Below are 24,972 nucleotides of genomic sequence, written 5' to 3'. Positions count from 1 at the left end.
ACCTCTCATGAAATAGTAGAAAGAAAAAGTTATAGCCCTAATGAGAATAAGAAGATGGCAATAATCACCCCAAGTACCGGTGTAATCACCGTTACTGCGGCGACTGGACCATAAGCTGCTTGATGTGTTTCCCCACAAATCGCACGAATGGTTGTTACCACATATCCATTATGCGGAAGAGAATCAAGGGCTCCTGAGGAAATCGCTATGACGCGATGCAACGCATCTGGATTCACTCCCATCTCTAGATAAGTTGGAGCTAGGATAGGAAGGGCAATGGCTTGACCTCCAGAAGCAGAACCCGTCATTCCTGCTATCACACTAATGGCGATAGCGGCACCGATTAAAGGGCTTCCTGGTAAATGAGTAATCGCGTCCACAGCAATGGCAAAGGCTTCCGATTGCTTCGCCACGTTACCAAAACCCACCACAGCAGCGGTATTAGCTATGGCGATAAGAGCCCGAAGGTTCCAGCAGAAGCCGATTCCCACACATTGGGGAGATATTTTCGATTGAGCGCCCATGTAGCCACTACGCCCCCTAATAAAGCGATAATCAACGCTGATTGCTTTAAGCTATCATGAAAAATAAAAGAAATAATGAGAACAACAACAAGAGGAATTAAGCCCATTAGGGGTTTCGGTAATTCTCTTTCCGTTACATGCGGATCGCTTTTTCTCGCCTCAAATTTCTCTCCATTATTGACTGCTTTCACGATCATTTTCTTTAGCCACCAATAGCCAAAAACAGCCATAAAAACAGCAACAATGAGGCTTACTTCCCATCCAGCATAAGGAGAGGTTCCTAAGTAAGGAATAGGAATCCAATTTTGAATTTCTGGAGAACCCGCTGAGGTCATGGTAAAAGTCACAGAACCAAAGCCAATGCAGCGGGAATAAATCGACGGGGAAGGTTAGCTTGTTTAAATAGCTCAATGCCAAGGGAAAAACTGAGAAGGCAACCACAAATAAGCTTACTCCCCCATACGTTAATATTGCACAAGCTGTTACAATGGCGAGCACTGCATACTTCATGCCCAGTTTCTCAACAACCCATTTAGAAACACTGTCTGCTGCCCCTGCATCCTCCATCACCTTCCCAAAAATAGAGCCTAACAAAAACATCAGGAACCAAGCTGCCACAAAGTTTGAAAATCCAGTCATATAGCCCCCAACTAAATTCGCTTGCCCTTCCTCTACTAGCTGTGGGAACAATGGAATTCCACTAAAAACGGCTAAGAATAAAGCACATAATGGAGCGGCAATCAAAAGATTCATGCCTCTCATGGTTAAAACAATTAATAAGACCAGTCCTCCAAGCAATCCAATCATACTTAACATCGACTTTCCCTCCTTCAGATGACGTTCCAACCACAAATCTAATCGTTTTCATTTTTCTTATTAAGCAAGCCTCATGCCAATTGTTTCAATGAAAATGAAATTATTCGCACAATCTGCTATGTAGCAAGAGAAAAAAATTAAAATGAGGAGCCTCGTATCAAAAGGAGGAACGATGGTGAGGAAAATAGAAACGAATAAACCTTCCTTTTTCCGCAAATTCGGAATAAAAGTCCACCTTTCAGGAAAACCCTTCATTCTATTAAGATAAACAAAAAGCGGTGAGAAAAGGCATCTCAGCGCTCCAATTGGTATTTTTCTAGTTTATCGTAAAAACTAGACTTGCTTATTCCCAGCCTCTGTGCCGCCTTAAGTCTGTTCCCTTGTTCCTGAAGAAGCGCCCATTGAATCGCCTGCTTTTCTGTATCCTCGACCATCTCTTTTAATCGCTTTCCTTCTTCAAAATGAATGACCTCTTCAGCTAGCCTTCTATGTTTTTGCTCTATCCTCTCTTTTTTCCGAAGAGAAGGGGCTATATCCTTCTTCTGAATGTAAGCTCCATCCTTGACTAGTAAGGCTCTCTCTAGAATATTGCGGAGCTCCCTCACATTCCCTGGCCAATGGTACTCTACTAATAGCTCGACAGCCTCAGAGTCAATCCCCTCTACATGTAGCCCCATTTCTTTAGAGAGTTGCTGTAGTAAATGCTCTGCTAGCAAAGGAATATCATCGATTCGCTCTCTGAGAGGAGGAATCTCCAGCGTAATCACATCCAAACGATAATATAAATCCTGTCTGAACAATCCTTGTTCTACTTGAGCTGCTAGATCCTTATTGGTTGCCGCTATGATTCGCACATCAATCGGTTCTGGCACTTCTGCCCCCACTGGCTCAATCTCCTTCTCTTGGAGTACACGGAGCAGCTTGGCTTGCATATGTAAGGGCATTTCACTTACTTCATCAAGAAAGAGGGTTCCTCGGTGAGCAAGGGAGAACTTCCCCTTCTTTCCCACCTTTTTTGCCCCAGTAAAGGAGCCTTCCTTATAGCCAAATAACTCCGATTCAAATAAGGACTCAGGGATTGCCGCACAATTAACACGAATAAAAGGAGCGTAAGCTCTCTTACTTTCTTGGTGAATCGCATGAGCGAATAATTCTTTTCCTGTCCCGCTTTCTCCTGAAATAAGAACCGTACTTTCACTTTTTGCAACTTTTCTTGCCAACAGTTTCACCGCTTCTATTTCTTCACTTTGGCTGATAATGTGTTGGAAGGAGTACTTGGCGCTGACTCTTCTCTGTAACTCTCTCTTGTAGCTTTCTAGTTCATTCTTTAGCTTTTCATATTTGGAATACATAGCAAATAAATCATCAATATCTTGAAACATCACTTTTCCCACTACTGCTATGACTTTTCCATCTACTACAATAGGGATTCGATTGGCGATCATCTGATGCCCATTAATTTGCTGAACATCTGCTATTTCTGCCTTCCCTGTTTTAGCTACAATATGCATTCTCGTATTTTCAATCACTTCCGTAACATGTCTCCCTATCACTTCTTTTGGTTCTTTGTTAATAAAGGAGGCATAGGTTTGGTTCATCGACATGACGATTCCGCTACCATCTACGATAATGACACCTTCATAGGCTTGCTCCAAAGCGGTTTTGACTAAATCTAGCTCTTTTTCTGACTGCTTTATTTGATTCGATAACGATATAAAAAGACGATAGACCCAGCCGTATTTTGTCATCCTCATTCCAGTCACCTCAATCATTATCTCAAATAAGGATATTATACCATAGCTGGGACGATCGCCCTGTCGCTTATTTTTTTAGTTCTTGTGCAAAGTGTTGATGTAGCACTTGTTCTACCGTTCCTAGCATCGCCTTTCTGGTGCTGTCATCCACAAACGGAACAGCCCCAAAAAAGAAATGATCGAGGACTTCAATTCCGCAAAAGTCAAAAATCCCTTGATCTGAGATTTGTGTAATAGAGTTCTTCATTCCATTCTCTTCATAGTAACGTTCTTCTTGACCTTGTGTATGAAGCACAAGCGCTTTTTTCCCTGCTAAGAGCTTCTGATAGCCCCCTGCTCCATCCGGTGCATAGGCAAAACCATAGGAAAATACTCGGTCAATATATCCTTTGAGCATGGCTGGCATCCCAGCCCACCAAATAGGATAAATCCATGTAATTACCTCTGCCCAGCGAATATAGTCCTGTTCGGCTTGAATGTCTGAGGGCAGTGTCGTTCCTGATGAAAAAGCTTCAAAATCGCTCCCGCTTAAGACTGGATTAAATGAAAGCTGGTAGAGATCACGGACAACCACTTCATGTCCTTGACTCTGTAAGGTCTGCTGTACGGTTTCTTGAATTGCATGGCAAAAGCTTAATGGGTTAGGATGAGCATAGATAATTAAATGTTTCATTGTATTTCGCTCCTTTTTAGTTTCATTAATGTATTTTTTACACTTTTTCACACACATTCTTTCTCCACATGTTTATTCGAAAAGAGTTGAGTGTAGATATAAATAAGTGCACAGGCAAAAATAATGACAGCTACATAAAACACCAATTGATAACCAGCATAATAAAAAAAGGTACCAATGGCAGGACCAATCGTCATCCACACATAACGGAAGAAATTATATACTCCTATTGATGTAGCTAGGTATTGCGGAAGTTCGTTGGCTAATAAGGTGGTTTGAACAGGCAATGATAAACCAAGCGATAAACCAAATAAAATAATACTGACCGTGAACATAGGAAGTGAAATTGAAGAAACAAGAGTGAAAAAGAGAATGGATGTCATATTCAGAACCCCTGTGATTAAAAGTAACCTTCGTAACTCAACATACTCTTGAATTCTTCCACCTATGAAACTTGCCAAAACGAGGGAGAAAGAAATCGGTAGAAACAGCATTCCAATTTGACTTGAACTTAAGTCGAAGTGATCAGAAAGAATTGTTGGCAGCAAAATTAACAGCGTATAGAATATGGCATACTGTACAGAGCCAAGAATAACAATGGCTAAACCAACTCGATCCGTGAGGACATTGGTAAGCTGTCCAAAGCGAAATCGTTCGTCCGTTTGACCTGCTTTTTTAGTTTCAGGTAAGAACTGAAATAACAGGAACCAGAGCAAGAGCCCAAAGCCAAATAGAATCCAAGCGATAGGAGCTGTTCCAAAGTGCTGCCCCATTATTCCGCCGACAATGGGAGCCACTCCAGGTCCTAGCGCTACAAGCATTTGGTAAATCCCCATCGAACGTCCACGCATTCTCCCCTCAAATACATCGCCGATGACCGTAATTGCTGCTACAGAACCTACTGCAATCCCACAGGCTTGTAAGGCTCGGTAAAAAATAAACCACTGAATAGAAGATGAAAAAGAAATCCCCAAGGTAGCTAGCAAATAAAACAAAACCCCAATTAAGAGAATTTTACGTCGCCCATATCGATCGATTAATGGACCATAAACTAATTGCATCAGGGCAAAGAAAATGGGGTAAATGGCAACAGTCATATTGACAACGGTGGGTGATGCTCTAAATTGCTCCTGAAGCTCTGGTAATAGAGGGGTATAAATGGTTTGGGCAAACGGACCCAAGAAAGCAATGCTTGACACCAAATATACCAGAAACTTTTTCTTCATCGCTCCCCTCCCTTCCATTTGAATATTGCTTTAATTTATACCTATGGGTTTACAAAACTTATCATACATAATAAACTAAATAAAAGTAAGTACGCACTTTTTAGGGAAATACTCACCTAATGGTAAGTAATAAGGAGGTTAGGAAGAATGTTGCTATATGAACTAAACGGCAAGACATTTCAATGTCCAATCGAGCTTTCTGTTTGGATTCTTTCAGGACGATGGAAGGCATCCATCCTATGTCAGCTATTTCATGGAAAGAAGCGTTATGGGGAGCTTAAAAAGAATATTGAGGGAATCAATCACAAAATGCTTGCAGAGCAATTGAGGGAGTTAGAAAAGGCAGGAGTTATTGATCGTCAGGTATACCCTGAAGTCCCGCCTAAGGTGGAGTACCAGTTAACAACGCTTGGTGAAGAGCTTCGTCCAGCAATTCAGCATTTGTATGATTGGGGGAGGCATTTTCAGAGTGGTATATGCAATAACTCCCAAGATATTGCCGCAGGTAATACAGGTTCTAAGCTTATAAGGATTGACTAGAATCTAGTGCAATTTTTCCTTTAGCCTTCTTTAGCTTTAACGTGGCAACGATAAGAAAGCTTACAATGACTAATAAGAGCCATGAACTCACTTTCCCTAGATGAACGAAACTCCATGCATCGGTTTGGTTTGGATATTCCCAAGCTCCAAAGAACGTTGCGATATTTTCTGCTATCCAGATAAAAAATCCGATAAGCACAAAAGAAAGTACGAGTGGCATACGGTACCGAGTTCCATCAACCTCGTATGTAACCCATGATTGCCAAAAGACGAAAATGACAAGTCCTGATAACCACCAACGAATGTCAATCCAATAATGGTGAGTGAAGAAATTCAAATAAATCGCAGTGGCAAGAGGTACAACGACCAAGAACGGTGGCCATTTAACCAGTTCAACCTTTAACCTCCTCCACGTTTGGCAAAGATAACTCGCTACACTTGCATACATAAATCCGCTATACAAAGGCACTCCAAAAATTTTAGAATATCCTTCCTCTGGATAAGACCAGGAGCCATATGTACCTTGAAGATTTCAAGCGCAAGTCCAATAAGGTGGAACAATGTAATAACCTTTAATTCATCCCTTGTTTCAATTCCAGAACGCAGCATCCACCACTGCATCAGAAGGCAGATAATGAGCAGCCAATCATACCGTGGTAGAAAGGGGAGTGGCATGATTTGAGTAAGTGCCAAAGAGGTAAAAATAACAACAGGAAACAAACAGGATTGGGCTTGCTCCCAACCAAAGCGAACAAATTGTTTTAGTGCTCTCATGATTTGTGCCTCCAACGGTTTTTGTGAAAAATTTATCTAACAGAGCTATCTTCTTCAGCTCTGTATTCCAATATATCTCCGGGTTGACATTCTAAAGCCTTACAAATCGCCTCTAAAGTTGATAACCGAATGGCCTTTGCCTTTCCATTTTTCAGGATAGAAAGGTTAGCCATAGTGATTCCAACCCTCTCCGAAAGCTCTGTTACGCTCATTTTCCTTTTAGCCAACATCACATCAATATTGATTATAATCGCCATGTTATTCACCTCAGATCGTTAAATCATTTTCTGACTTTATATCTATAGCTTGTTTTAATAGCTTTTGAAGAACAGCTGCAAAGACTGCAATCACAATCGAAGCAATAGATATGACCAATCCGGGTACTACGATTCCCAGTGAGGCGTTTTCTAGCACCAAGAGTAATAGAATTGATATACCTCCCACATACAAGATACTGATTGTGATTCCACAGTTTTTTATAATCTTCAATGCCTTTACAGATAAGTCTGAAAAAGCTATGTTCTTATCAATATAGCTTAGAAGCTTTAAAGCCTGATACAATGCCCCGAAAAACGGGATCGCCGTGACATATATACCTATTAAAATGGGATATTGCAAATAAGCCAACTCTGGATTCATTTCTGCCTCTCTATTTGCTAACCAAGGTAACCAAAATAGACACAAAGCAATTCCCGTCATTCCAAGAAGAAAAACAACCACCTTTAAAAAGAATGTTTCTCGTTTCATAGAAAGCACCTCACTTATAATCAAAGTAGACCTCAATCACTTGGAGTTTTACTCCACCTGCTGAGCTAGAACCAAACAAATTTGATTTTATCACCATTTTTATCGTTTTACAATAAATATTTTCTGTTTTTAATTAATTTTTTATTATTTCATTCTAGAAATGTCCCTTGTTTTAGACAAAGAAAAAAAGCATTCCTCATGACAAAGAAATGCTCTCTAACCTCAAATATTCAATTTTCCCCAGCTATTAACCTACTATTTTTGAGCCTGAAAATGCGTCATGATATCTTCGAAGGAAAGCGCTCCTGTTGTTTCATACACGATATCTGCATGAGGAAAGGATTCCTTCGGTCCAACAGCAACCGCAAACATCCCTGCGCCTTTAATCGCCTCTACTCCAGCCATCGCATCCTCCACTCCAATACACTCGGCAGGATCTATCTCCACCAATTCGGCTGCACGGAGAAAAATTTCAGGATCAGGCTTGCCATTCTTGATCGTGTTGGAATCCACGATCACATCAAAAAGATCTTTTAACTGTAAGGACTCCATAACAGTAAAGGCATTTTTGCTAGCCGAAGCTAAAGCAAGCTTCAAACCGCTTTCTTTAATTTTCTCTAGCAATATTTCGATTCCAGGTAAGATATCCTTCGGGGTAATGGATTGAATCAACTCTAGATAATGTTCATTTTTCTTATGAGCCAATTCATTTTTTTCTTCAAGGGAAAAGTCATTCTCCCTTCCCCCAAGCTTTAAAATCTTGTCTAAGGAATCCATCCTTGACACGCCTTTTAACTCTTCGTTATCTTCTCTTGTGAACGTAATGCCCAAATCATTAGCTAGAGCCTGCCAAGCTAAAAAATGATGCTCTGCTGTATCTGTAATGACACCATCCAAATCAAAAATAAAGGCTTTCACTTGCTTAGTCATGATAGACAACACCTTTCGTCAATGTAATTTCTTTGTTATATAGCTTCATCGTTAAGTCCTGACCTTCTTCTAGAACAAGGCTTACTTTTCCTGCCTGAACATCAACAGAAAGCTGGCGTCCTTGGTACTGGAGACGGAAGGTGTAGCCTGTCCACTTAGAAGGGACAACAGGAGCTAGAGAGAGTCCGCTTTCCTTGATTCTTAGTCCTCCAAATCCATAGATGATCGACATCCATGTTCCACCCATATTTGCCATATGCAGTCCATCTTTGGTATTGCCATGAGTATTATCTAAATCTAGGCGTGCCGTTTCGATAAAGTAATCATACGCTTTCTCATGATATCCTACCTTGGAAGCCATAATGCTGTAGATTGCCGAAGATAGAGATGAATCATGGGTGGTGATTTTTTCATAGTAATCGAAGGATTTGCGAATGGTATCCAGATCCTGTTCATCTTCTACTAGAAAATGAGCCAACACCGTATCCGCCTGTTTACACACTTGATAACGATATAAGGTTAACGGATGGTAATGCAGAAGGAGTGGATACTTATCCTCTGGTGTATGTTCAAAATCCCACACCGCTTTTTGAAGGAAGGTATCATCCTGTGGATTGATTCCCAGCTCTTCATCATAAGGGAGGTACATTTTCTCCGCTGCCTGACTCCACTCCTCTACTTCTGTAGCGGAAAGCTCTAATTTCTGAGAAAGAGCCTTAAGGCTTCCACGTCGATTTCTTCTAGAATACGATACGCCTCTGCTGCCCATTTTAGATTTTGCTTAGCCATGACATTCGTATAGTAATTGTTATTCACTAGACATGTATATTCATCAGGTCCCGTTACATCATCAATTCTAAATTGTCCCTTGTAGTAGTGACCCATATCTACCCAGAGCCGTGCCGTTTCCATGAGGAGCTCAGCCCCATATTCCTTCAAAAATAGCTGATCCTGTGTCGCTAGATAATATTGGATATAGCTATATGCCACATCCGCACTAATATGATATTGGGCTGTCCCCGCAGGAAGAAAGCAGAACATTCTGTCCCAGCAATCGTACGCCACGGGAACAGAGCCCCCTTGGCATGTCCCATTTCTTTTGCTCGTTGTCTAGCACCATCTAGGATTGAATAGCGATAAATCAATAATTGACGTGCCATTTCTGGCTTTGTCATGAGAAAAACAGGGAACATATAAATCTCTGTATCCCAGAAATAATGCCCTTCGTAGCCCTCGCCTGATAACCCCTTCGCTGCAATATTACTATATTTGTCCCTTCCTACCGATTGGAGGAGCTGATACAAATTAAAGCGAATCCCTTCTTGTAAATGCTCATCACCTCCAATTGTAATATCTGCTGCCTTCCAAAAATCATCAAGATAGGCTTTCTGTTCAGCTAGTAGCTGTTCAAATCCAATGCCTTGAATCTCTTGATGAAGCTTCAATCCCGTCGCGATCAGATCGGTAGGATGGCGTAATGTATCTGTATAGATATTATATTTTGTCAGTTGTACCGGTTCGGATAGTTCAAACCTATAGATGACTTCAGCTCGAGTCGCTGAGAGGTTTAGCTCCACTTCATGCGGTCCACTGCCTTCATGGCGAGTGACACAAGCCGTACGCAGATTAGAGGCATATGTTTGATCTTCTACATAGACTGCTCCCTCACGCTCTCCCACCTGCTCTATGGTTAGACGCTTCGCATGTCCCGCCGATACACGCGGATCTTTCGGATTGGTGTAATTAGTGACTTCTCCATTAACAGTAGAAACCACTTTCACCTGTCCCTTAAAGGTGACTGGTTCAATCTGAAGATCAATAGCAAAGAGCTCCCTTCGCTGAAAAGAAACCAAGCGGCGAAAACGAAGCTTAACTTCTTTTCCTTTCGGAGAACGAAAGTGAATCATTCTCTCTGTATAGCCTTGATCTAGAAATAAGCTGCGCTCATAAGCTATAATCTCTCCTTCAAAAAGAGAGAATCGTTCTTCGTCTGCTCCCAAAAAGATCTCTATGGTTTGGGCATCGATCACATTTAGTAGCTTTTGCTGGGTCTCTGGAAAAGCAAACAGCTTCTCTCCATAATTTATTTCTATCACATCATGGAAGGCATTCTGATACGTTCCACGAATCGAGGTATATTCTGGAGCGTAGCCTTCTTCGAAATTCCCGCGTACCCCTAAGTAGCCATTTCCTAGCGCAAATAAACTTTCTATATTTAATAACTCCTGCTGAGAACAATCATTTCTTCGAATAGACCATGTCATTACGCTTCACACTCCTTGGTTAATGTCATAAACATTCCTTATTTGAAGTTCTTTAATTACTTGCATTTTAGTTCCATCTCACCTAAACTTATATTAATATTTTTAGCTTTCTATTAATATTTTTAGGTAAGGATGAATTATTATGAAATCGCAAATCCAACCTGCTGTTATCAAACAATTTATGGACTCCCGCATTCATCATCAACAAATGAATGTGATTCATCCTCCTTATCATTATGAACAACAACTTCTACATGCTATACAACAAGGAGATTTCACCCTTGCTAAATCCCTGCTTGGTCAAATTAATCAGCTAGAAGGGGCTACTCTAGCCAAACAGCCCACTCGCTCCAAAAAAAATGCTTTAATCGCACTATGTACGTTGTTTACAAGAAGCATTATCGAAGGAGGCGTATTGGCAGAAACCGCCTTTCATTTGAGTGATGCCTGTATCCTAGAAATTGAAAAAGCGTCGACTCTAGAACAACTAAATCAACTAGAAAATAGTATGCTGGAGCTATTTGTAGATACGCTTATGAAGGAACGTGCGGAGATACACTATTCTTATGTGGTACGTAAAGCGATTTCCTATATTCACCAAAATATTTTACAGGATCTCTCCTTAGAACCAATTGCACAGCATGTCATGATTCATCCAAGCTACTTATCCAGTAAATTCAAAAAGGAAGTAGGTCTCCCTCTGACGGAGTTTATCAATAAAAAGCGTATCGAAGAATCCACCTATTTTCTACAACACACCACGACCTCGATCTCGGATATTTCTTTTCTTTTTAAGTTCTGTAACCAAAGCTATTATACGGCTCTTTTCAAGAAACATATTGGTATGACCCCAAAAGAGTACCGACACGTCACGCAAGCATCCATATAGAAAGCTCCCAGCCGTCACGACTGGGAGCTTTCTATATGGACATGAATGTCACATCTTATAGATGTGGATTCACTTTTTCTAATAAAGCATCTTTTGGTTGAAAACCAACGAATTTATCTACCACTTCGCTGCCTTTCATTACCATTAAAGTAGGAATGCTCATGACTCCAAATTGAGAAGCAGTTTCAGGGTTATCATCCACATTCACTTTTACAATTTTTAATTTATCTCCTACTTCTTGATCTAGCTCTTCTAAAACAGGAGCAATCATTTTACAAGGTCCGCACCACGGAGCCCAGAAATCAACCAAGACAGTCCCGCTTTCTACTTCTGTTTTAAAATTTTGATCTGTTGCATTTACAATCGCCATTCAATATTCCTCCTCATTAAGAGATCAACAGTTTAGTCTGTACTGATTGAATTATATCACTTGATTACACATATATCCAAGTTTTTGCTCACAGAAATGGTGAACCAATCCTCATCCTACTATACGCTTTTTTCCAATTATATATACATCTCTCCTGCCTGACTTTACAAGGCTCCCCACCAAAAAACGAGCTGTCCCACTCGTTAGGTGTCTCTAGTGGGAAAAGCTCGCTTTTTATAGGTAAGACGGGACTATAGTACTTTTTTGAATTCCTCTGTTAAGAGAGGGACCACTTCAAACAGATCTCCGACTATTCCGTAGTCAGCCACTTTAAAAATCTCTGCCTCTGGATCTTTATTAATCGCAACGATAAACTTGGAGTTGGACATTCCAGCTAAGTGCTGAATCGCTCCCGAAATTCCGCAAGCGATATAAAGGTCTGGGGTTACTACCTTCCCTGTTTGACCAATTTGTAAGGAATAGTCACAATACTCTGCGTCGCAAGCTCCTCGAGAAGCTCCTACTGCTCCACCTAGTACGTCTGCTAGTTCCTGTAAAGGAGCAAATCCTTCTGTGCTTTTTACTCCGCGTCCTCCAGCAATAATCACTCTTGCCTCAGATAAGTCGACTCCGCCAGCTGTTTTGCGCACAACTTCTCGAACGACAGTACGCAGATCTTTAACCTCTACATTCACTTCTGTAACCTCAGCCGTTTTAGATGAATCTGCTTCTAAGGCTGGAATATTGTTAGGACGAATCGTAGCGAAAATCATTCCGTCTGTTATCTTCTTCTTCGTAAATGCTTTTCCAGAATAGATTGGGCGAGTAAAGACTGCCGCATCTCCTGCTAATTCAACTGCTGTACAATCAGAGATTAGACCTGCTTGAAGCTTCGCTGCAAGACGTGGACTAACATCTTTCCCTAGCGAAGTATGCCCTAAGATGATTCCATCAGGTTTCACTTCCTCGATCACTTGTAATAGAGCTTGAGAATAACCATCTGTCGTATATTGGTTTAATGCCTCATTCTTGACTAACACCACTTGATTCGCTCCATGCTGCGCTAAAGCCTCAACATAGTTCTCTCCCTCGGTTCCTAAGAATGTAGCGATCACTTTGCCACCTTGACTTAATGTATGTGCCGCAGATAAGGCCTCAAATGTTACGTTACGAAGAGCCCCATCTCTTGCTTCAGCTACTACTAAAAATGTTTTACTCATTGACTGTCCCCTCCTTATATCACTTTAGCTTCATTTCTTAGTAATTGAACCAATTCCTTCACTTGATCCTCTTTCTCCCCTTGGAGAAGGCGACCTGCTTCTTTCTTAGGAGGAGTAAATAACTCCACTGTTTCAGTCTTCGGCTTGATTTGGTCAAGGTTCACCTGTATATCACCAGCACCTAAACGCTCCAATGGTTTTTTCTTAGCCTTCATAATTCCTGGTAGAGAAGGATAACGTGGCTCATTTAAGCCTTGCTGAGCCGTGAATAGAGCTGGAAGAGTGGTTTCAATCACCTCTAGATCTCCCTCCACATCACGCTCAACAACCGCTTTAGTGCCATCAATTGTAAGCTTGGTAATCGTGGTTACTTGAGGAATATCAAGTAGTTCTGCTACTCGGCTAGCCACCTGACCTGCTCCATTATCTACAGACACATTTCCTCCCAAGATGATATCGAATCCTCTTTCCTTAATAATCGCAGCTAGGACTTGAGAAATCGTGTACTCATCTCCAAATAAGGATTCATCATCTACTAAGATTGCCTTGTCTGCTCCCATGGCTAAAGCGGTACGAAGTTCTTTATCCGCATCAGCAGGTCCTACAGTTAGAACCGTCACTTCTCCTCCAAAATCATCACGCAGCTTAATCCCTTCTTCTACAGCATACTCATCATAAGGGTTGACAATAAATTCTACACCGTCTTCAGATATTTGATTGTTTTGCACAACAATCTTTTCTTCCGTATCAAAGGTTCTTTTTAATAAAACTAAAATATTCATCCTTTATCCCTCCTATGTTCAACCGAGTGGCATTCCACTCAAAAATGGGTTGTCATGTCTAACAACAGAAACCATTCCGAGCGCTGACTCAGAATAGAGATACACTTGTTTTATTGCTTTTTATTTGTCTTTAAAGATGGGCTTTCTCTTTTCAATAAAAGCTTGGATTCCTTCTTTGGCGTCATAGGTTTCAAAAATATGACCAAACAGCTCTGCTTCTTTCTCTGATCCAGCAGCCATTCCTTCTTCTTCACCGACTCGAATCGCTTCTAATAAATAGGATAGAGAGATCGCACTTTTCGAAGCAACTGCTTGAGCAAAAGCAAGCACCTTGTCAAAAAGCTCTTCCTCTGCGAAGCATTGATTCACAAGACCTAATCTTTGAGCTTCTTCACCTGAGATCGGTAGACTTGTAAACAGAAGCTCGAGTGCCTTCGCTTTCCCAATCAGTTTAGGCAATCGCTGTGTCCCTGCAAATCCCGGGATCAGGCCTAGATTCAATTCTGGCAGTCCCAGTTTCGCTGTAGGTGTAGCAAAACGAATGTGACAAGCCATAGCTAGCTCAAGTCCCCCACCTAATGCAGCGCCATGTATCGCTGCAATGATCGGTTTTGAGAACGCTTCCATTCGTGCGAAAACTTGTTGACCTATTTTTGCCATTTGAACGGATTCTGCTGCGGAGCTTACAGTGGTAAATTCCTTAATATCTGCTCCAGCAGCAAAAAATTTCCCATTCCCTTTAAGTATGATAACTTTGACTGAAGCCTCTTTTTCTACATAATCAAGTGCTTCTGTTAGTCCTGAAAACGTTGGTTGACTTAAAGCATTAGCAGGAGGATGATCCAACGTTAATATAGCCACTGATTCCATTTGTTCAACATGTATGTGTGTAAAATCCATATACTAGCCTCCCTTTGGATTTAGTAAAGCATGAAAACGATCATACCACCCTCCATTATATCGTATATTGCCGTTTGATAGTGAAAAGAGTTACTTCTCTTCTCTCTTTAATCCATTCATAAAGACCTTAAATACAGGGTCTACTGAGGAAACAAGGTCAAATTTTCTCTCTTTAAGCAACCAATTTGTCACACACTCATCAAGCGTACCGAAGATCATTTGTCTCACTAACACTGGATCAAGATCTCTGCGAAACGTTCCCTGCTCCATCCCACAATGGATCACCTCATCAATCAAATGAAGATACTTCTTCAATACTTCATTGATTTGTCTTCGTAACTCCGCATTGGACTGTCTTAATTCTAGCTGAGTGACAATCGCAAGGTTAGGGTCCTGTGATAGCTGGAAGAAATGCATGTAAATAAGAGATCTAAACTTTTCTGTTGCATCTTCACTTTCATTAATCTTAGACTTCGCTATTTCTATAAACTGTCCCATCTTTCTTCAAATAATGAAACCAATATATCTTCCTTGTTCTCGAAGTATAAGTAAATCGTTCCATCCGCCACTTTTGCCTCTTTGGCTATTTTGGAAACCTGAGCCTGATGATAGCCAAATTGAGCAATGACGACAACGGCAGCTTCAATGATTGCATCGTATTTTTCACCTGTTTTTTTTGCCATTATTATGTTCTCCTTACAAGGAAAAAATTATGAATGAATCATCATTCATAATTTTAGTTTAAAGGTCATAGGATTGTTTGTCAATTCCTAAATGTTATTTTTTTTATCTTTATACGGCTTGTTCTCTCTTTTTTCTTTTTAGTGAAAAAAGAGCACCCTATTTCTAAATAGAACGCTCTTCTGAATGACTGTTGCTACATGCTCAAGACCCAGATTGTTCTACTTGTGATTCTTCTTTTATTCTTGTTTTCTCTTCTTCCACTAAGACACGTCTTAATATTTTTCCAACGGTTGTTTTCGGTAGTTCATCTCTAAATTCATAAATACGCGGAACCTTGTATGCTGCTAGCTTTTCCCGACAATATTTATTTAATTCTTCTTCCGTTACTTCTTGACCCTCTTTTTTAACAACATATGCTTTGACCGTTTCCCCTCTGTATGGATCAGGTATTCCAGCAACCACACATTCTTTTATCGCTGGATGTTCATATAAGACCTCTTCTACCTCTCGAGGATAGATATTAAAGCCACTAGCAATAATCATATCCTTCTTACGATCCACAATATAAAAGTATCCCTTCTCATCCATGTAACCCATATCTCCAGTTAAGAACCAACCATTCTTAAAGGTTGCTGCGGTGTCTTCTGGACGATTCCAATACCCTTTCATCACTTGAGGTCCTTTAATGACGATTTCTCCTATCTCTCCAACTTCCAGCAGCTCCCCTGTTTCTAAGGACAATATAGCGGCTTCAGTGTCAGGCCAAGGAATACCGATGCTGCCTAGGACTCTCTTTTCTCCCCATACCAGGTTGGCATGTGTGACTGGAGAGGTTTCCGTCAAACCATATCCTTCTACTAGCTTTCCTTTTGTAATTTGTTCAAATTTCTGCTGCACTTCCAGAGGTAATGGAGCTGATCCACTCAAACAGGCCTTAATAGAGGAAAGGTCATATTTGGCGATATCTGGATGATTTAATAGCCCGATATACATGGTTGGAGCTCCAGCAAATAACGTTGGCTTTTCCTTATCAATTGTTTTCAGTGTATCACCCGCGTCAAATTTAGGTAATAAAATAATGGTACTTGCCGTCATGATTGAATAATTCATGATCAGAGTCATTCCATAGACATGAAAGAAAGGGACAATAGCCAAGCTTCTTTCAGCTCCATACTCTGATTTATAGAGCCAGTACGTACACTGATAGGCATTAACAACCAAGTTACGATGCGTCAACATGACCCCTTTGGGTAAGCCAGTCGTTCCGCCAGTATATTGCAATATGGCGATATCATCTGGACTTCCTTCTACTTTCACAGGTGTCTTAGAAGCGTTCTTTAATAACTGTGTAAAGGATTTGATTTCGTTCCCATACTTTACCTCCACCTTAAGTCCTTGTTTCTTTTGGACGAAGGGATAAAGCAGATTCTTTGGAAAAGGCAAGTAATCTTTGATACCAGTGATAATGATGTTTTTTAAGGACGTTTTTGCTCTGACTTTGGCTATTTTGGGATAAACCAAGTCGAGAGCGATAATGGTTTCGACTCCAGCATCCGTCAATTGATGCTCCAACTCCCGCTCCATATACAGCGGATTCGTCTGGACAACAATTCCACCAGCCATCAGCACACCGTAATAACTAATGACCGCTTGTGGTATGTTAGGTAGCATAATGGAAACCCGATCCCCTTTTTTCACGCCACATTCTCTTAGGGCATTCGCACAAGCTACAGCGGATTCATATAGCTCTTTGTACGTGATGCTCTTCCCTAGAAAACGCATCGACAGCTGTTCTGGCTTTTTGCTGTAGGATTTCTGCAAAAAGTCATGTAGCAAACTGTCCTTAGGATAATCAAGTGTTGCTGGGATTTCCTCTGGATACACTGACAACCACGGCTTTACAATATCACTCATTCCATCCCCTCCTCTTTTAGAACTATTCACATCTTTGCAAGTTATTCTTAGACGGATATCCCTATTATAAATGAAAACGCATTCACTTGAGAATGGTTATTTTTATATTCATAAAAAGAAATCTGTAATTATTCACTGTCATTCGACAAAAAAAACGGTGTACAAGCCCTATTTCCCGCGCTACACGTAGGAAAAAGAGAGTACACCTATGGTCTTATTTCTATATGATTATAATCTTTTTAATGTAGCCTTCTCCTGTAAACGAAGAGGAATTCTGTTCTTCGCATCATACATAAATGGCTTCGCATTCATCTTCTCTACCAGTTCATCCCAATTTATCTCTAAAAATTCTTCTTGGGCGGTAAGATAAACTAAAGCGTCGGCATCTGTAATTGCCTCTTCTAAAGAATGTACTTTATACTCATAATCTGTTGGTACGGCAGGATCAAAAGCATGTACTTTCGCCCCTTTATCCAGAAGATGCTTCACAATTTCATGAGGAGGACTGATGCGGTCATCGTTAGAGAAATCCTTCATCGCTAAACCTAAAACGGCGACCTTCGCTCCAATAAAGCTTTTTCCTGCTGCTTGTACTCCTCTTTCGACTTCTCCGGCAATAAAGGATGGAACCCCATCATTAATTCTTCTAGCACTTTCTAGTAATTCAATAGAAACCTGATATTCTTTCGCTTTGGGTAATAGATAGTAGAGGGCATTCGGTAAACAATAGCTCCTACTCCCGGTCCTGGTACAAGAAGCTGTACTCTGGTATGTGTGTTGGCTGTTTTGATTAATTCATAGGTATCCATTCCCGTTGCCTCAGCAAACCTAGCAATTTCTTGAACCATAGCGATATTGACATCTCGTTGAATATTTTCTACCACTTTGGCAGTTTCTACAATTTTGATCTCTGTTTCATGGATAGGAGCTTCTGTTACGACTTGAAGCAATTCTCTTGCTTTGATACGGCTTTCCTCATTAATTCCCCCAACGGCAAGAGGCATGGTGATAAATTCCTCAAAGGCTCGTCCTTCAGCGATACGTTCAGAGGAATAGCCTAGATAGAAATCTTTCCCTGCTTCCAATCCACCGCGCTCTAGGATCGGCTTCACCATCTCTTCTGTTGTTCCAGGAACGACCGTACTTCTGACTAGAACTGTATCATTTTTCTTTAGAACAGACGCTAATGTTTCCATTGCTGACTGGAGATGGGCAAACTGAGGATCTCCATTTTTCACGTCAACCCCTACCGTGATAATATAATGATCCACGACCTCAGCTGCCTCTTGGTATGAAGTAGTAGCTCTAAAGCTCTTCGCCTGTAATTGTTCACGCAGGATATCCTGAAGGGATTTCCCTTGATAATATTCTAAATGATGGGAATGCCCCCTGTTGATTTCTTCAATCAGAGTCTGATTTACATCAATGCCAATTACATTGGCCCCTTTCATTGCATAGCTTAGCGATAAGGGCAAGCCAATAAAGCCTAGCCCAATAACCGCCACGTTGTATTTCTTCATGATTATTTCCTCCACATTATCCAAAATAAGATATAAAAAATATCCCTGCAATAATAAACACAACACTGACAATTAACAATACTTTCCACAAGGTATTCATGCCTTGCCCTCCTATATCGGAAGTCGTTAAATAATACTAATACTTGCACCAATGATAAAAGATAATCCAATCGAGATAAAAGCAGCTAACAAGCCCACAGCACGATTATCTTTCTCAATCTCTTCATCTACTTTAAAGCTTGGGGTCAGGAATTCAAAAACAAAATAGGCAGTAAGAAGGAGGAAGAATCCATAAATTCCCCAGACTATCATTTGGAACAGAGAATCATTGTGAATGATGGAGAAGCGAAAGATATTAGCAATTCCAAGAACTTTTCCTCCCGTTGCTAAAGCGACCGCAACATTTCCTTTTCTCACTTCCTGCCAGTTCTTATATTTGGTGACTAGCTCAAAGATTGCCAAGAAAACAATGATTGCTAATATAGTGACACTAGCATGAGCAGCTACAAGAACATAAGGATTTTCTAATAATTCTTTCATCATTCTTCTTCCCCCACTAACTAAGATAATTCAACAACCGTCACTCCACTTCCACCTTCACCAGCGCCTCCCAGACGCATCCCCTTAACATTGCGATGCTTCTTCAAATAATCCTGTACGCCTTTTCTCAGCTGCCCAGTTCCTTTGCCATGAATCACATACACTTGATGGTAATTATCCATAACGGCATCATCCAGATACTTATCTAAAGCCATAATCGCTTCATCAATCGTTTGTCCCCGAAGGTCCAACTCCATTTTGGTAGGCTCATTCGACTTTTTGACCGTGGCTCTCGGTGTCTGAATGGCTTGTTTCTGTGCTTTTATTTTTTCGAGTTGAGCTTTTGACACCTTCATTTTCATAATGCCAATCTGCACCGTATACTCCTGCTCAGAAACCTGCTCCACAATATGTCCTTTCTGTCCAAAGGAATGGACATATACTTCATCTCCAGGCTTTAGGTTCTGAGCGGTGGAACGCTTTGCTTGCCCTGTAGCAGGACTTGCCTTCGATTTTGATTTTGTACCTGCTGAAGCTTCTTGGATCGCTTCTAAACGTTTTTTGGCATCAATCAACACATGCTCTTTGACCACTTCTTGATTGGATGCCGCCTCTCTTAAGTCTGTGATAATCTGATCGGCTTCCTTCATCATTTTGGTAAAATACTCTTGAGCTGCTTTCTCCGCCTCATCAATTCGTTTCTCTTTCTCTTTATCGATCTGCTCTTCTTTTTTCTGAATCTCTCTCTTCAATGTAGCGATCTCATCTTTTAGCTGACTCGCTTCCTCACGTTCTTTCTCCGCCAGCTTTTGATTTTCTTCTAAAGAAGCAATCATCGTTTCTACTCTAGAATCATCTTCGCCAATTTGAGCCTTCGCTTGCTCAATGATTTCCTCAGATAAGCCTAACCGTTTGGCAATGGAAAAAGCATTGCTTCGACCGGGTACTCCCACCAAAAGCCGATACGTAGGGCGAAGGGTTTCTACATCAAATTCAACGCTGGCATTCATGACTGTGTCCTTGTTGTAGGCATAGGCTTTTAGCTCGCTATAGTGAGTCGTTGCCACAACCTTCGCTCCTTGCTGATACACGTGATCAAGGATCGCCATCGCCAGTGCGGCTCCTTCCGTCGGGTCTGTCCCTGCTCCAAGCTCATCAAATAAGACTAGGCTTTGATGATCCAGTTCAGCTAAAATGCGAACAATATTGGTCATATGAGAGGAGAAGGTACTTAGGCTCTGTTCAATGCTTTGCTCGTCTCCAATATCAGCATAAACAGCAGACACCACAGCAATCTCAGACCCTTCCTCTGCTGGAATCGCTAAGCCTGAGCAACTCATCAGAGTAAGCAGCCCCAACGTCTTAAGCGTTACGGTTTTTCCTCCTGTATTTGGACCCGTAATAATCATCGACGTGTATTCTCGACCTAAATCAAAGCTAATGGGAACAATTTCATCTTCAGCTATGAGTGGGTGTCTAGCTTTCTTAAGATTAAAATAACCCTCTTGATTCAGCTTAGGCTGAACAGCTCTAATTTGTTTGGCATATTGTGCTTTGGCAAAGATAAAATCAAGATCAGCTAAAGCAGCGATATTTAAACTAAGTGCTTCTACCTCGAGTGAAACACTCTCGGATAGCTGTCTTAGAATTTTTTCAATTTCTCTTTCTTCCTTTAACTTCGCTTCCCTTAGCTGATTATTAATCGTCACCACGGCTTCTGGCTCAATAAATAAGGTAGCCCCTGAAGCAGATTGGTCATGGACGATTCCTCCAAAATTAGCACGGTACTCTTGCTTTACAGGAAGACAATAACGATCATTCCGAATCGTGACAATCGGGTCCTGCAACATTTTTTGGTAGGATTGCACCCTTGTCATTTGGTTTAGCTTTTCTCGAATGCGACTCTCTGCTGTTCGTATTTGAGCTCTTATTTGACGCAGAGCTGAACTGGCAGAGTCCAGTACTTCTGCCTGATCGTCAATACAGGACTTAATCTCTTGTTCAAGTGGTTTTAACGAGCTTATCTGGCTAGCTAAGTCAGCTAAGATCGGCAGTTCTACAGAATCTAGAAGCCCCTCTAGAAAAAGCTTTAGCTGACGCCCCCCATAAAGGGTATTGGCAATATCCAGAAGCTCTGAAGGATTCAGCATCCCGCCAATCGAAGCTCGCTTGATCGAGGGGCGAATATCCTGAACCCCACCAAAGGGAACATAGCCTTTTAAGCGTAAAACGGTTGAACCTTCATAGGTACTTTGCTGTGCCTTTTTAACTTCTTCATATATAAAGCTAGGCTTTAACTGATTCACCTTCTCTTTCCCAAGAGAAGAAGAAACACGCTGTCCTAGTTGTTCTATTACTTTTGGGTATTCAAGTACTCTTAATACTCTTTCAAGCACGAGTTGTTCCTCCTAGAGTAGACATTTATTTTGACTAAATTAACATGTTAAATTATATCATAAAGTGGGATGAAAATAGAAAATAAAAGAAGGAGCCTTAAAAAAGGTCTCCTTGTACGTCACATTTTAGACTCCTGGCTGAGTTTTAAAATTCCTTCATTTTTGTATATTTTTCATCTTCTTTTATCATGTCAAACTTTCTCTTTGACTTCTTCAAGCCAGCATCCACCGTTGTGTCGATCACAACCCAACGATCTTGATCAGCGAGATAGACTTCATTCCAAGCATGGTACTCTCTGACATAGGTTGTATTTCCCATAACAAGCTTCGTCGGTATATCTAGGCTTCTAAGCATCGCTGCAAACATAGAAGAATAATCGTAGCAAATGCCTTTGTTATTCTTAAAAATATCATTAATATCCGGTAAATAGGTTGGCGTTAGATTTTGGACTTTTTCAAAGTCGTAGCTCACATTGTTAATGATATATCATAAATGATTTTTATTTTTTCTTCGTCACTCTTTGCTTTTTTCGTTAATTCCCTTGCTTTCTTAATGGCTTCCATTTCTTCATTCCAGTTAATATTCTGCACAGAATTCAGATACACTTGATGTTCATTTTCTACATTCACTCGAACACTGTCTTTGGAGACAAAACGGTATTTGTTATCAACCGTATTTTCTAGAATACTAACTGTATATTCGCCATTTCCTAATTGCAGAGGAAAGCGTTGTGTTTCTTTGACAGAGTAGACATCGTAGATATATTTTTGACCGTCCTTCTCTATCATTAACTTTGTCTTTTTCTCTCCTGCTTCATAGTTGATGCCAAGCACACCATTAGAAAGCTTGGTACGATCGATCACTGTGGTCGTAACAGCTTCTGCCATCGCTATGTTGCTAGAAAGAAGTAGAACCAATACTAAAATAAGAGATGCTATTTTGCGCATAATAAAAACTCTCCCTTCGGTAGCTCGGCTGCCATCCTTATCGGAAGGCCCTATGGCTTTGCGTCCCACCCTTTCGAGTGGTTTGCCGTTATCGGTGAAAAGCTCTTCACTTCTCAGCGTTCTATTCAGTTTTTAAAACAAAAAAACTCTTCTTTCGGTAGCTGGCTGCCATCTAACGGAAGGCCCTATAGCTTTGCGTCCCATCCTTTCGAATGGTTTGCCATTATCGAGAACAGCTCGATATTTGTTTTTATTTCTACCTTTTATTCTACTATTTTTTGTAGAAATTGCAAGTTTTATTTTACTAGATTTCCTCCTTTCTATGAATATATTATTGAAACTCCACTTCTTTTGAAGGAATTTGCTGAATTTTGTAGAAAAAGATAAGGTTAGCTGAAATATTTGGAGTCAGGGGTATAAAGTTATGATGATTGTAGTTGTTTTAGCATTATGGTGTATTAGCGCTATTCTTCTCTTTACCAGTCCCGGTAGAGAATCCAATAGATGGGCCAGTCTTCTCGCTTTTGTAGGGAGCTTTGGCTTTCTGGCAGCTGTAATCAATGAAAGTATAAGGCCTTATCTGCAGGCACATGGGTTAAGTACTCTAGAGCTTGACAACAACCTTCTACTCGGAGCCAACCTTTCATCGTTTATTTGCCAAACAGGCTTGCCTTATGTATTTCTGCAATATGCTTGTAGTATGACTCCTTTTTTTACGCTTAAAGCAAAAAGGTTGATTTCGCTGTTTTCCTTTCTACCTGTTATTTTAATGTACGTGGTGACCCCTGTTCACCCTATCCTGGGCTTTAACTATATTCTCTTTACTATCTGGGCAGCTCCTTATATCATAGGTGCTTCTTTTCTGCTTTCCTATAGTTTCTGGAAAGAAAAAGACCCTGTAATGAAAAGAACAAGATTACTTAGTAATATCTTAACGATCATTCCTCTTGTGTATCTTCTTTTTTCAATTTATATCGCTCGGGTTCTTGGCTTCCATGATGCCTGGCGTACCAATCAATTGATTATTTTACTACAGTTTATCGCTTTTATTGCCTTTTGTTTAAAATACGGAGTGTTGGGAGTCAAGCTGCGTTTTGAAAACTATCGCTTAGATAGCACTATTCGTGCGATCAGCTCTGGATCTACAATTTTAAATCATACGATAAAAAATGAGATTGGAAAAATTCGTATGTTTACCATCCGCATTCAACAATATGCTTCAGAAGAAAATAAGGAAAAAATGGAGGAAGATATTCAGATTCTATTACAATCCACTGAGCATATGCTAAATATGGTAAACCGAATTCAAGACCACGCTCAAGCCATTGTCTTAAAAAAGGAACCTATTGCTGTTCATAAGATCTTACACCAAACCCTGCAAAAGTTAGGTCCTTACTTAGAAAGTCATAAGATGGAAATTAATCTGCAATTAACAGATGATATGACCTTACATTGCGACCCTGTTCATATTCAAGAGGTGTTAACCAATCTTATGATGAATGCTACAGAAGCCGTGAAATCCTCTGGCATATTAAATATATATCAATTCGATTCTAAGAAGCACGTGATTATCGCTATAGAAGATAACGGTCCTGGAATCTCCAAGGAAAACCTGCCTTATGTATTAGACCCTTTCTTTTCAACCAAAAAACAAAATACCAACTTTGGGCTTGGATTATCTTATTGCTATAATGTAATGAAACAACATGGCGGAGCACTAGAGATACAGAGTGAACTGGGAGCAGGAACCACGGTCTATCTATACTTTTCTAAAAAGAAAATTCATCAAACTTAAAAGACATGTGATCATATCTTCAGGAGGCTATGAACAAAATGATGGAAAAAATAAGAGTTATGATTGTCGAGGACGATCCGATATGGCTGGGAAGCCTTACTGACTTTATTAATAAAGAAGAGGATTTGATCGTAGTCGGAACGGCGAGTACGAAAGAAGAGGCTTTAACTATATATAAAGAGGCGAAGCCAGAAGTCGTTCTGTTAGATATTAATTTGACGGAAAACAATCTTGATGGCATTGATATTGCTTTGGACCTTACTCACCTTAATCCTTCAACAAAATTGATTATGTTAACCTCACTTACTGAACAGGAAGTGATTGTAGATGCTTTTTCTGTAGGGGCACTAAATTATATCAACAAAATACATTTTGAAGAGATTCCTGAAGCGATTCGTTCTGCCTATAGAAATCAATCTTCTATTCACCCCTCTGCTGCATCGGCTTTAAGAAATGAATTTCATCGCCTGAAGAAAGAAGAGCAGCAAAACATCCTGACTCCTGCTGAGAAGGATATTCTCAGACTGGTTCATAAGGGAAACACTCAGTCACAAATTGCCAAGCAATTGTTTATTACTCAGCGAACCATCAAAAACCATGTTAATCGTATCCTCAAAAAATTGGGTGTTAGTTCAAGTAAAGATGCCGCTGAGAAGGCTTCAAAAAGAGACTTATTGTAAAGTAGACTTCTACCAGATAGAGTTTTAACTCCACCTGATGGTTAGTTTTCCTTATATCATTCAGCTGTCAGCTTGGTTTCACTCCC

Annotated in this window: 21 protein-coding genes, 4 pseudogenes and 2 riboswitches; of the genes and pseudogenes, 4 read left to right on the top strand and 21 right to left on the bottom strand. The window is 40.5% G+C overall.

Features of this window, described 5'->3' with window-relative positions:
* Positions 1-29: 29 nt before the first annotated feature.
* The 4 genes and pseudogenes from JCM10596_RS25950 to JCM10596_RS15890 all read right to left on the bottom strand — a co-directional run bounded on the left by JCM10596_RS25950 (position 30) and on the right by JCM10596_RS15890 (position 4,993).
* Positions 30-1,340: pseudogene (locus tag JCM10596_RS25950) on the bottom strand (GntP family permease).
* A 293-nt stretch (positions 1,341-1,633) separates the two neighbouring features.
* Entirely contained in the window at positions 1,634-3,094 is a 1,461-nt protein-coding gene (locus tag JCM10596_RS15900) for a sigma-54 interaction domain-containing protein (RefSeq protein WP_369345660.1), read from the bottom strand.
* A 67-nt stretch (positions 3,095-3,161) separates the two neighbouring features.
* Positions 3,162-3,767 carry an NAD(P)H-dependent oxidoreductase gene (locus tag JCM10596_RS15895; protein WP_025027982.1) on the bottom strand — a complete coding sequence of 202 codons (606 nt, stop codon included), beginning with the start codon at positions 3,765-3,767 and terminating at the stop codon, positions 3,162-3,164.
* Between the two features lie 47 nt (positions 3,768-3,814).
* Positions 3,815-4,993, bottom strand: a complete 1,179-nt coding sequence (locus JCM10596_RS15890; RefSeq protein WP_025027981.1) for an MFS transporter — start codon at positions 4,991-4,993, stop codon at positions 3,815-3,817.
* Between the two features lie 147 nt (positions 4,994-5,140).
* On the opposite strand from JCM10596_RS15890, the gene JCM10596_RS25945 reads away from it, so the two are divergent.
* Positions 5,141-5,533 carry a winged helix-turn-helix transcriptional regulator gene (locus JCM10596_RS25945; protein WP_081792071.1) on the top strand — a complete coding sequence of 131 codons (393 nt, stop codon included), beginning with the start codon at positions 5,141-5,143 and terminating at the stop codon, positions 5,531-5,533.
* Here the strand turns inward: JCM10596_RS25945 and JCM10596_RS25940 are convergent.
* The 5 genes and pseudogenes from JCM10596_RS25940 to JCM10596_RS25935 all read right to left on the bottom strand — a co-directional run bounded on the left by JCM10596_RS25940 (position 5,517) and on the right by JCM10596_RS25935 (position 10,248).
* Positions 5,517-6,307 (bottom strand): annotated as a pseudogene (locus JCM10596_RS25940) (DUF817 domain-containing protein). The gene JCM10596_RS25945 and the pseudogene JCM10596_RS25940 sit on opposite strands and share 17 nt — an antisense overlap.
* A 32-nt stretch (positions 6,308-6,339) precedes the next feature.
* Positions 6,340-6,564, bottom strand: coding sequence for a helix-turn-helix domain-containing protein (locus JCM10596_RS15875; protein WP_025027979.1), 225 nt, complete (start codon positions 6,562-6,564; stop codon positions 6,340-6,342).
* A gap of 10 nt (positions 6,565-6,574) precedes the next feature.
* Positions 6,575-7,054 (bottom strand): DUF2975 domain-containing protein, encoded by a 480-nt coding sequence (locus JCM10596_RS15870; RefSeq protein WP_025027978.1) that lies wholly within the window; start codon positions 7,052-7,054, stop codon positions 6,575-6,577.
* A gap of 255 nt (positions 7,055-7,309) precedes the next feature.
* Entirely contained in the window at positions 7,310-7,984 is a 675-nt protein-coding gene (pgmB, locus tag JCM10596_RS15865) for a beta-phosphoglucomutase (RefSeq protein WP_025027977.1), read from the bottom strand.
* Positions 7,977-10,248 (bottom strand): annotated as a pseudogene (locus JCM10596_RS25935) (glycoside hydrolase family 65 protein). Before JCM10596_RS25935 ends, pgmB begins: the two are co-directional and overlap by 8 nt.
* Positions 10,249-10,390: 142 nt before the next feature.
* Between JCM10596_RS25935 and JCM10596_RS15855 the strand changes: the two are divergent.
* A complete protein-coding gene (locus JCM10596_RS15855; RefSeq protein WP_025027976.1) occupies positions 10,391-11,137 on the top strand; it encodes an AraC family transcriptional regulator in 747 nt (248 codons plus the stop codon).
* A 55-nt stretch (positions 11,138-11,192) separates the two neighbouring features.
* Here the strand turns inward: JCM10596_RS15855 and trxA are convergent, their stop codons facing one another.
* From trxA to JCM10596_RS28090, 12 genes and pseudogenes are all read right to left on the bottom strand, one after another.
* Positions 11,193-11,507: a thioredoxin gene (gene trxA, locus JCM10596_RS15850; RefSeq protein WP_025027975.1), complete on the bottom strand. Its 315-nt coding sequence runs from the start codon at positions 11,505-11,507 to the stop codon at positions 11,193-11,195.
* 251 nt (positions 11,508-11,758) lie between these two features.
* Positions 11,759-12,727 carry an electron transfer flavoprotein subunit alpha/FixB family protein gene (locus JCM10596_RS15845; RefSeq protein WP_025027974.1) on the bottom strand — a complete coding sequence of 323 codons (969 nt, stop codon included), beginning with the start codon at positions 12,725-12,727 and terminating at the stop codon, positions 11,759-11,761.
* 14 nt (positions 12,728-12,741) lie between these two features.
* Complete coding sequence (locus JCM10596_RS15840) at positions 12,742-13,509, bottom strand: electron transfer flavoprotein subunit beta/FixA family protein (RefSeq protein ID WP_025027973.1); 768 nt, start codon at positions 13,507-13,509, stop codon at positions 12,742-12,744.
* A 120-nt stretch (positions 13,510-13,629) separates the two neighbouring features.
* Positions 13,630-14,409, bottom strand: coding sequence for an enoyl-CoA hydratase (locus tag JCM10596_RS15835; RefSeq protein WP_025027972.1), 780 nt, complete (start codon positions 14,407-14,409; stop codon positions 13,630-13,632).
* A 90-nt stretch (positions 14,410-14,499) separates the two neighbouring features.
* Positions 14,500-15,092: pseudogene (fadR, locus tag JCM10596_RS25930) on the bottom strand (fatty acid metabolism transcriptional regulator FadR).
* 202 nt (positions 15,093-15,294) lie between these two features.
* Positions 15,295-17,007, bottom strand: a complete 1,713-nt coding sequence (locus JCM10596_RS15825; protein ID WP_034681518.1) for a long-chain-fatty-acid--CoA ligase — start codon at positions 17,005-17,007, stop codon at positions 15,295-15,297.
* A gap of 228 nt (positions 17,008-17,235) precedes the next feature.
* The gene (locus tag JCM10596_RS30380) at positions 17,236-17,544 is read right to left on the bottom strand and encodes a UDP binding domain-containing protein (RefSeq protein ID WP_234410535.1); all 309 of its coding nucleotides are present in this window, start codon (positions 17,542-17,544) and stop codon (positions 17,236-17,238) included.
* A 119-nt stretch (positions 17,545-17,663) separates the two neighbouring features.
* Positions 17,664-18,527 carry a nucleotide sugar dehydrogenase gene (locus JCM10596_RS25925; protein WP_234410534.1) on the bottom strand — a complete coding sequence of 288 codons (864 nt, stop codon included), beginning with the start codon at positions 18,525-18,527 and terminating at the stop codon, positions 17,664-17,666.
* A 126-nt stretch (positions 18,528-18,653) separates the two neighbouring features.
* Entirely contained in the window at positions 18,654-19,067 is a 414-nt protein-coding gene (locus JCM10596_RS15810) for a DUF350 domain-containing protein (protein ID WP_025027970.1), read from the bottom strand.
* Positions 19,068-19,087: 20 nt separating this feature from the next.
* Positions 19,088-21,463 carry an endonuclease MutS2 gene (locus JCM10596_RS15805; RefSeq protein ID WP_025027969.1) on the bottom strand — a complete coding sequence of 792 codons (2,376 nt, stop codon included), beginning with the start codon at positions 21,461-21,463 and terminating at the stop codon, positions 19,088-19,090.
* Positions 21,464-21,608: 145 nt separating this feature from the next.
* Positions 21,609-21,935: a transglutaminase-like domain-containing protein gene (locus JCM10596_RS28095; protein ID WP_051541348.1), complete on the bottom strand. Its 327-nt coding sequence runs from the start codon at positions 21,933-21,935 to the stop codon at positions 21,609-21,611.
* Positions 21,932-22,411, bottom strand: coding sequence for a hypothetical protein (locus JCM10596_RS28090; protein WP_051541347.1), 480 nt, complete (start codon positions 22,409-22,411; stop codon positions 21,932-21,934). The genes JCM10596_RS28095 and JCM10596_RS28090 overlap by 4 nt, the downstream gene beginning before the upstream one ends.
* A gap of 15 nt (positions 22,412-22,426) precedes the next feature.
* Positions 22,427-22,508, bottom strand: a riboswitch (cyclic di-GMP riboswitch).
* A gap of 56 nt (positions 22,509-22,564) precedes the next feature.
* Positions 22,565-22,643, bottom strand: a riboswitch (cyclic di-GMP riboswitch).
* Between the two features lie 192 nt (positions 22,644-22,835).
* On the opposite strand from JCM10596_RS28090, the gene JCM10596_RS15795 reads away from it, so the two are divergent.
* Complete coding sequence (locus JCM10596_RS15795; protein WP_025027968.1) at positions 22,836-24,206, top strand: sensor histidine kinase; 1,371 nt, start codon at positions 22,836-22,838, stop codon at positions 24,204-24,206.
* A 38-nt stretch (positions 24,207-24,244) separates the two neighbouring features.
* On the top strand, positions 24,245-24,886 hold the full coding sequence (locus tag JCM10596_RS15790) for a response regulator (RefSeq protein WP_234410533.1): 642 nt from the start codon (positions 24,245-24,247) through the stop codon (positions 24,884-24,886).
* Positions 24,887-24,972: the final 86 nt, after the last annotated feature.

Source organism: Caldalkalibacillus mannanilyticus JCM 10596, assembly GCF_000615945.1.
Lineage (GTDB): Bacteria > Bacillota > Bacilli > Caldalkalibacillales > JCM-10596 > Bacillus_AT > Bacillus_AT mannanilyticus.
The sequence above is the reverse complement of the archived record's forward strand: the minus strand, read 5'-3'. Positions and strand labels throughout refer to the sequence as shown.

What these genes read in the sequence shown, in the direction of transcription:
- JCM10596_RS15900 (WP_369345660.1), bottom strand. Translation starts at nt 3,094, where the DNA reads ATGAGGATGACAAAATACGGCTGGGTCTATCGTCTTTTTATATCGTTA.
- JCM10596_RS15895 (WP_025027982.1), bottom strand. Translation starts at nt 3,767, where the DNA reads ATGAAACATTTAATTATCTATGCTCATCCTAACCCATTAAGCTTTTGC.
- JCM10596_RS15890 (WP_025027981.1), bottom strand. Translation starts at nt 4,993, where the DNA reads ATGAAGAAAAAGTTTCTGGTATATTTGGTGTCAAGCATTGCTTTCTTG.
- JCM10596_RS25945 (WP_081792071.1), top strand. Translation starts at nt 5,141, where the DNA reads ATGTTGCTATATGAACTAAACGGCAAGACATTTCAATGTCCAATCGAG.
- JCM10596_RS15875 (WP_025027979.1), bottom strand. Translation starts at nt 6,564, where the DNA reads ATGGCGATTATAATCAATATTGATGTGATGTTGGCTAAAAGGAAAATG.
- JCM10596_RS15870 (WP_025027978.1), bottom strand. Translation starts at nt 7,054, where the DNA reads ATGAAACGAGAAACATTCTTTTTAAAGGTGGTTGTTTTTCTTCTTGGA.
- pgmB (WP_025027977.1), bottom strand. Translation starts at nt 7,984, where the DNA reads ATGACTAAGCAAGTGAAAGCCTTTATTTTTGATTTGGATGGTGTCATT.
- JCM10596_RS15855 (WP_025027976.1), top strand. Translation starts at nt 10,391, where the DNA reads ATGAAATCGCAAATCCAACCTGCTGTTATCAAACAATTTATGGACTCC.
- trxA (WP_025027975.1), bottom strand. Translation starts at nt 11,507, where the DNA reads ATGGCGATTGTAAATGCAACAGATCAAAATTTTAAAACAGAAGTAGAA.
- JCM10596_RS15845 (WP_025027974.1), bottom strand. Translation starts at nt 12,727, where the DNA reads ATGAGTAAAACATTTTTAGTAGTAGCTGAAGCAAGAGATGGGGCTCTT.
- JCM10596_RS15840 (WP_025027973.1), bottom strand. Translation starts at nt 13,509, where the DNA reads ATGAATATTTTAGTTTTATTAAAAAGAACCTTTGATACGGAAGAAAAG.
- JCM10596_RS15835 (WP_025027972.1), bottom strand. Translation starts at nt 14,409, where the DNA reads ATGGATTTTACACACATACATGTTGAACAAATGGAATCAGTGGCTATA.
- JCM10596_RS15825 (WP_034681518.1), bottom strand. Translation starts at nt 17,007, where the DNA reads ATGAGTGATATTGTAAAGCCGTGGTTGTCAGTGTATCCAGAGGAAATC.
- JCM10596_RS30380 (WP_234410535.1), bottom strand. Translation starts at nt 17,544, where the DNA reads ATGAAGGATTTCTCTAACGATGACCGCATCAGTCCTCCTCATGAAATT.
- JCM10596_RS25925 (WP_234410534.1), bottom strand. Translation starts at nt 18,527, where the DNA reads ATGAAGAAATACAACGTGGCGGTTATTGGGCTAGGCTTTATTGGCTTG.
- JCM10596_RS15810 (WP_025027970.1), bottom strand. Translation starts at nt 19,067, where the DNA reads ATGAAAGAATTATTAGAAAATCCTTATGTTCTTGTAGCTGCTCATGCT.
- JCM10596_RS28090 (WP_051541347.1), bottom strand. Translation starts at nt 22,411, where the DNA reads ATGCGCAAAATAGCATCTCTTATTTTAGTATTGGTTCTACTTCTTTCT.
- JCM10596_RS15795 (WP_025027968.1), top strand. Translation starts at nt 22,836, where the DNA reads ATGATGATTGTAGTTGTTTTAGCATTATGGTGTATTAGCGCTATTCTT.
- JCM10596_RS15790 (WP_234410533.1), top strand. Translation starts at nt 24,245, where the DNA reads ATGATGGAAAAAATAAGAGTTATGATTGTCGAGGACGATCCGATATGG.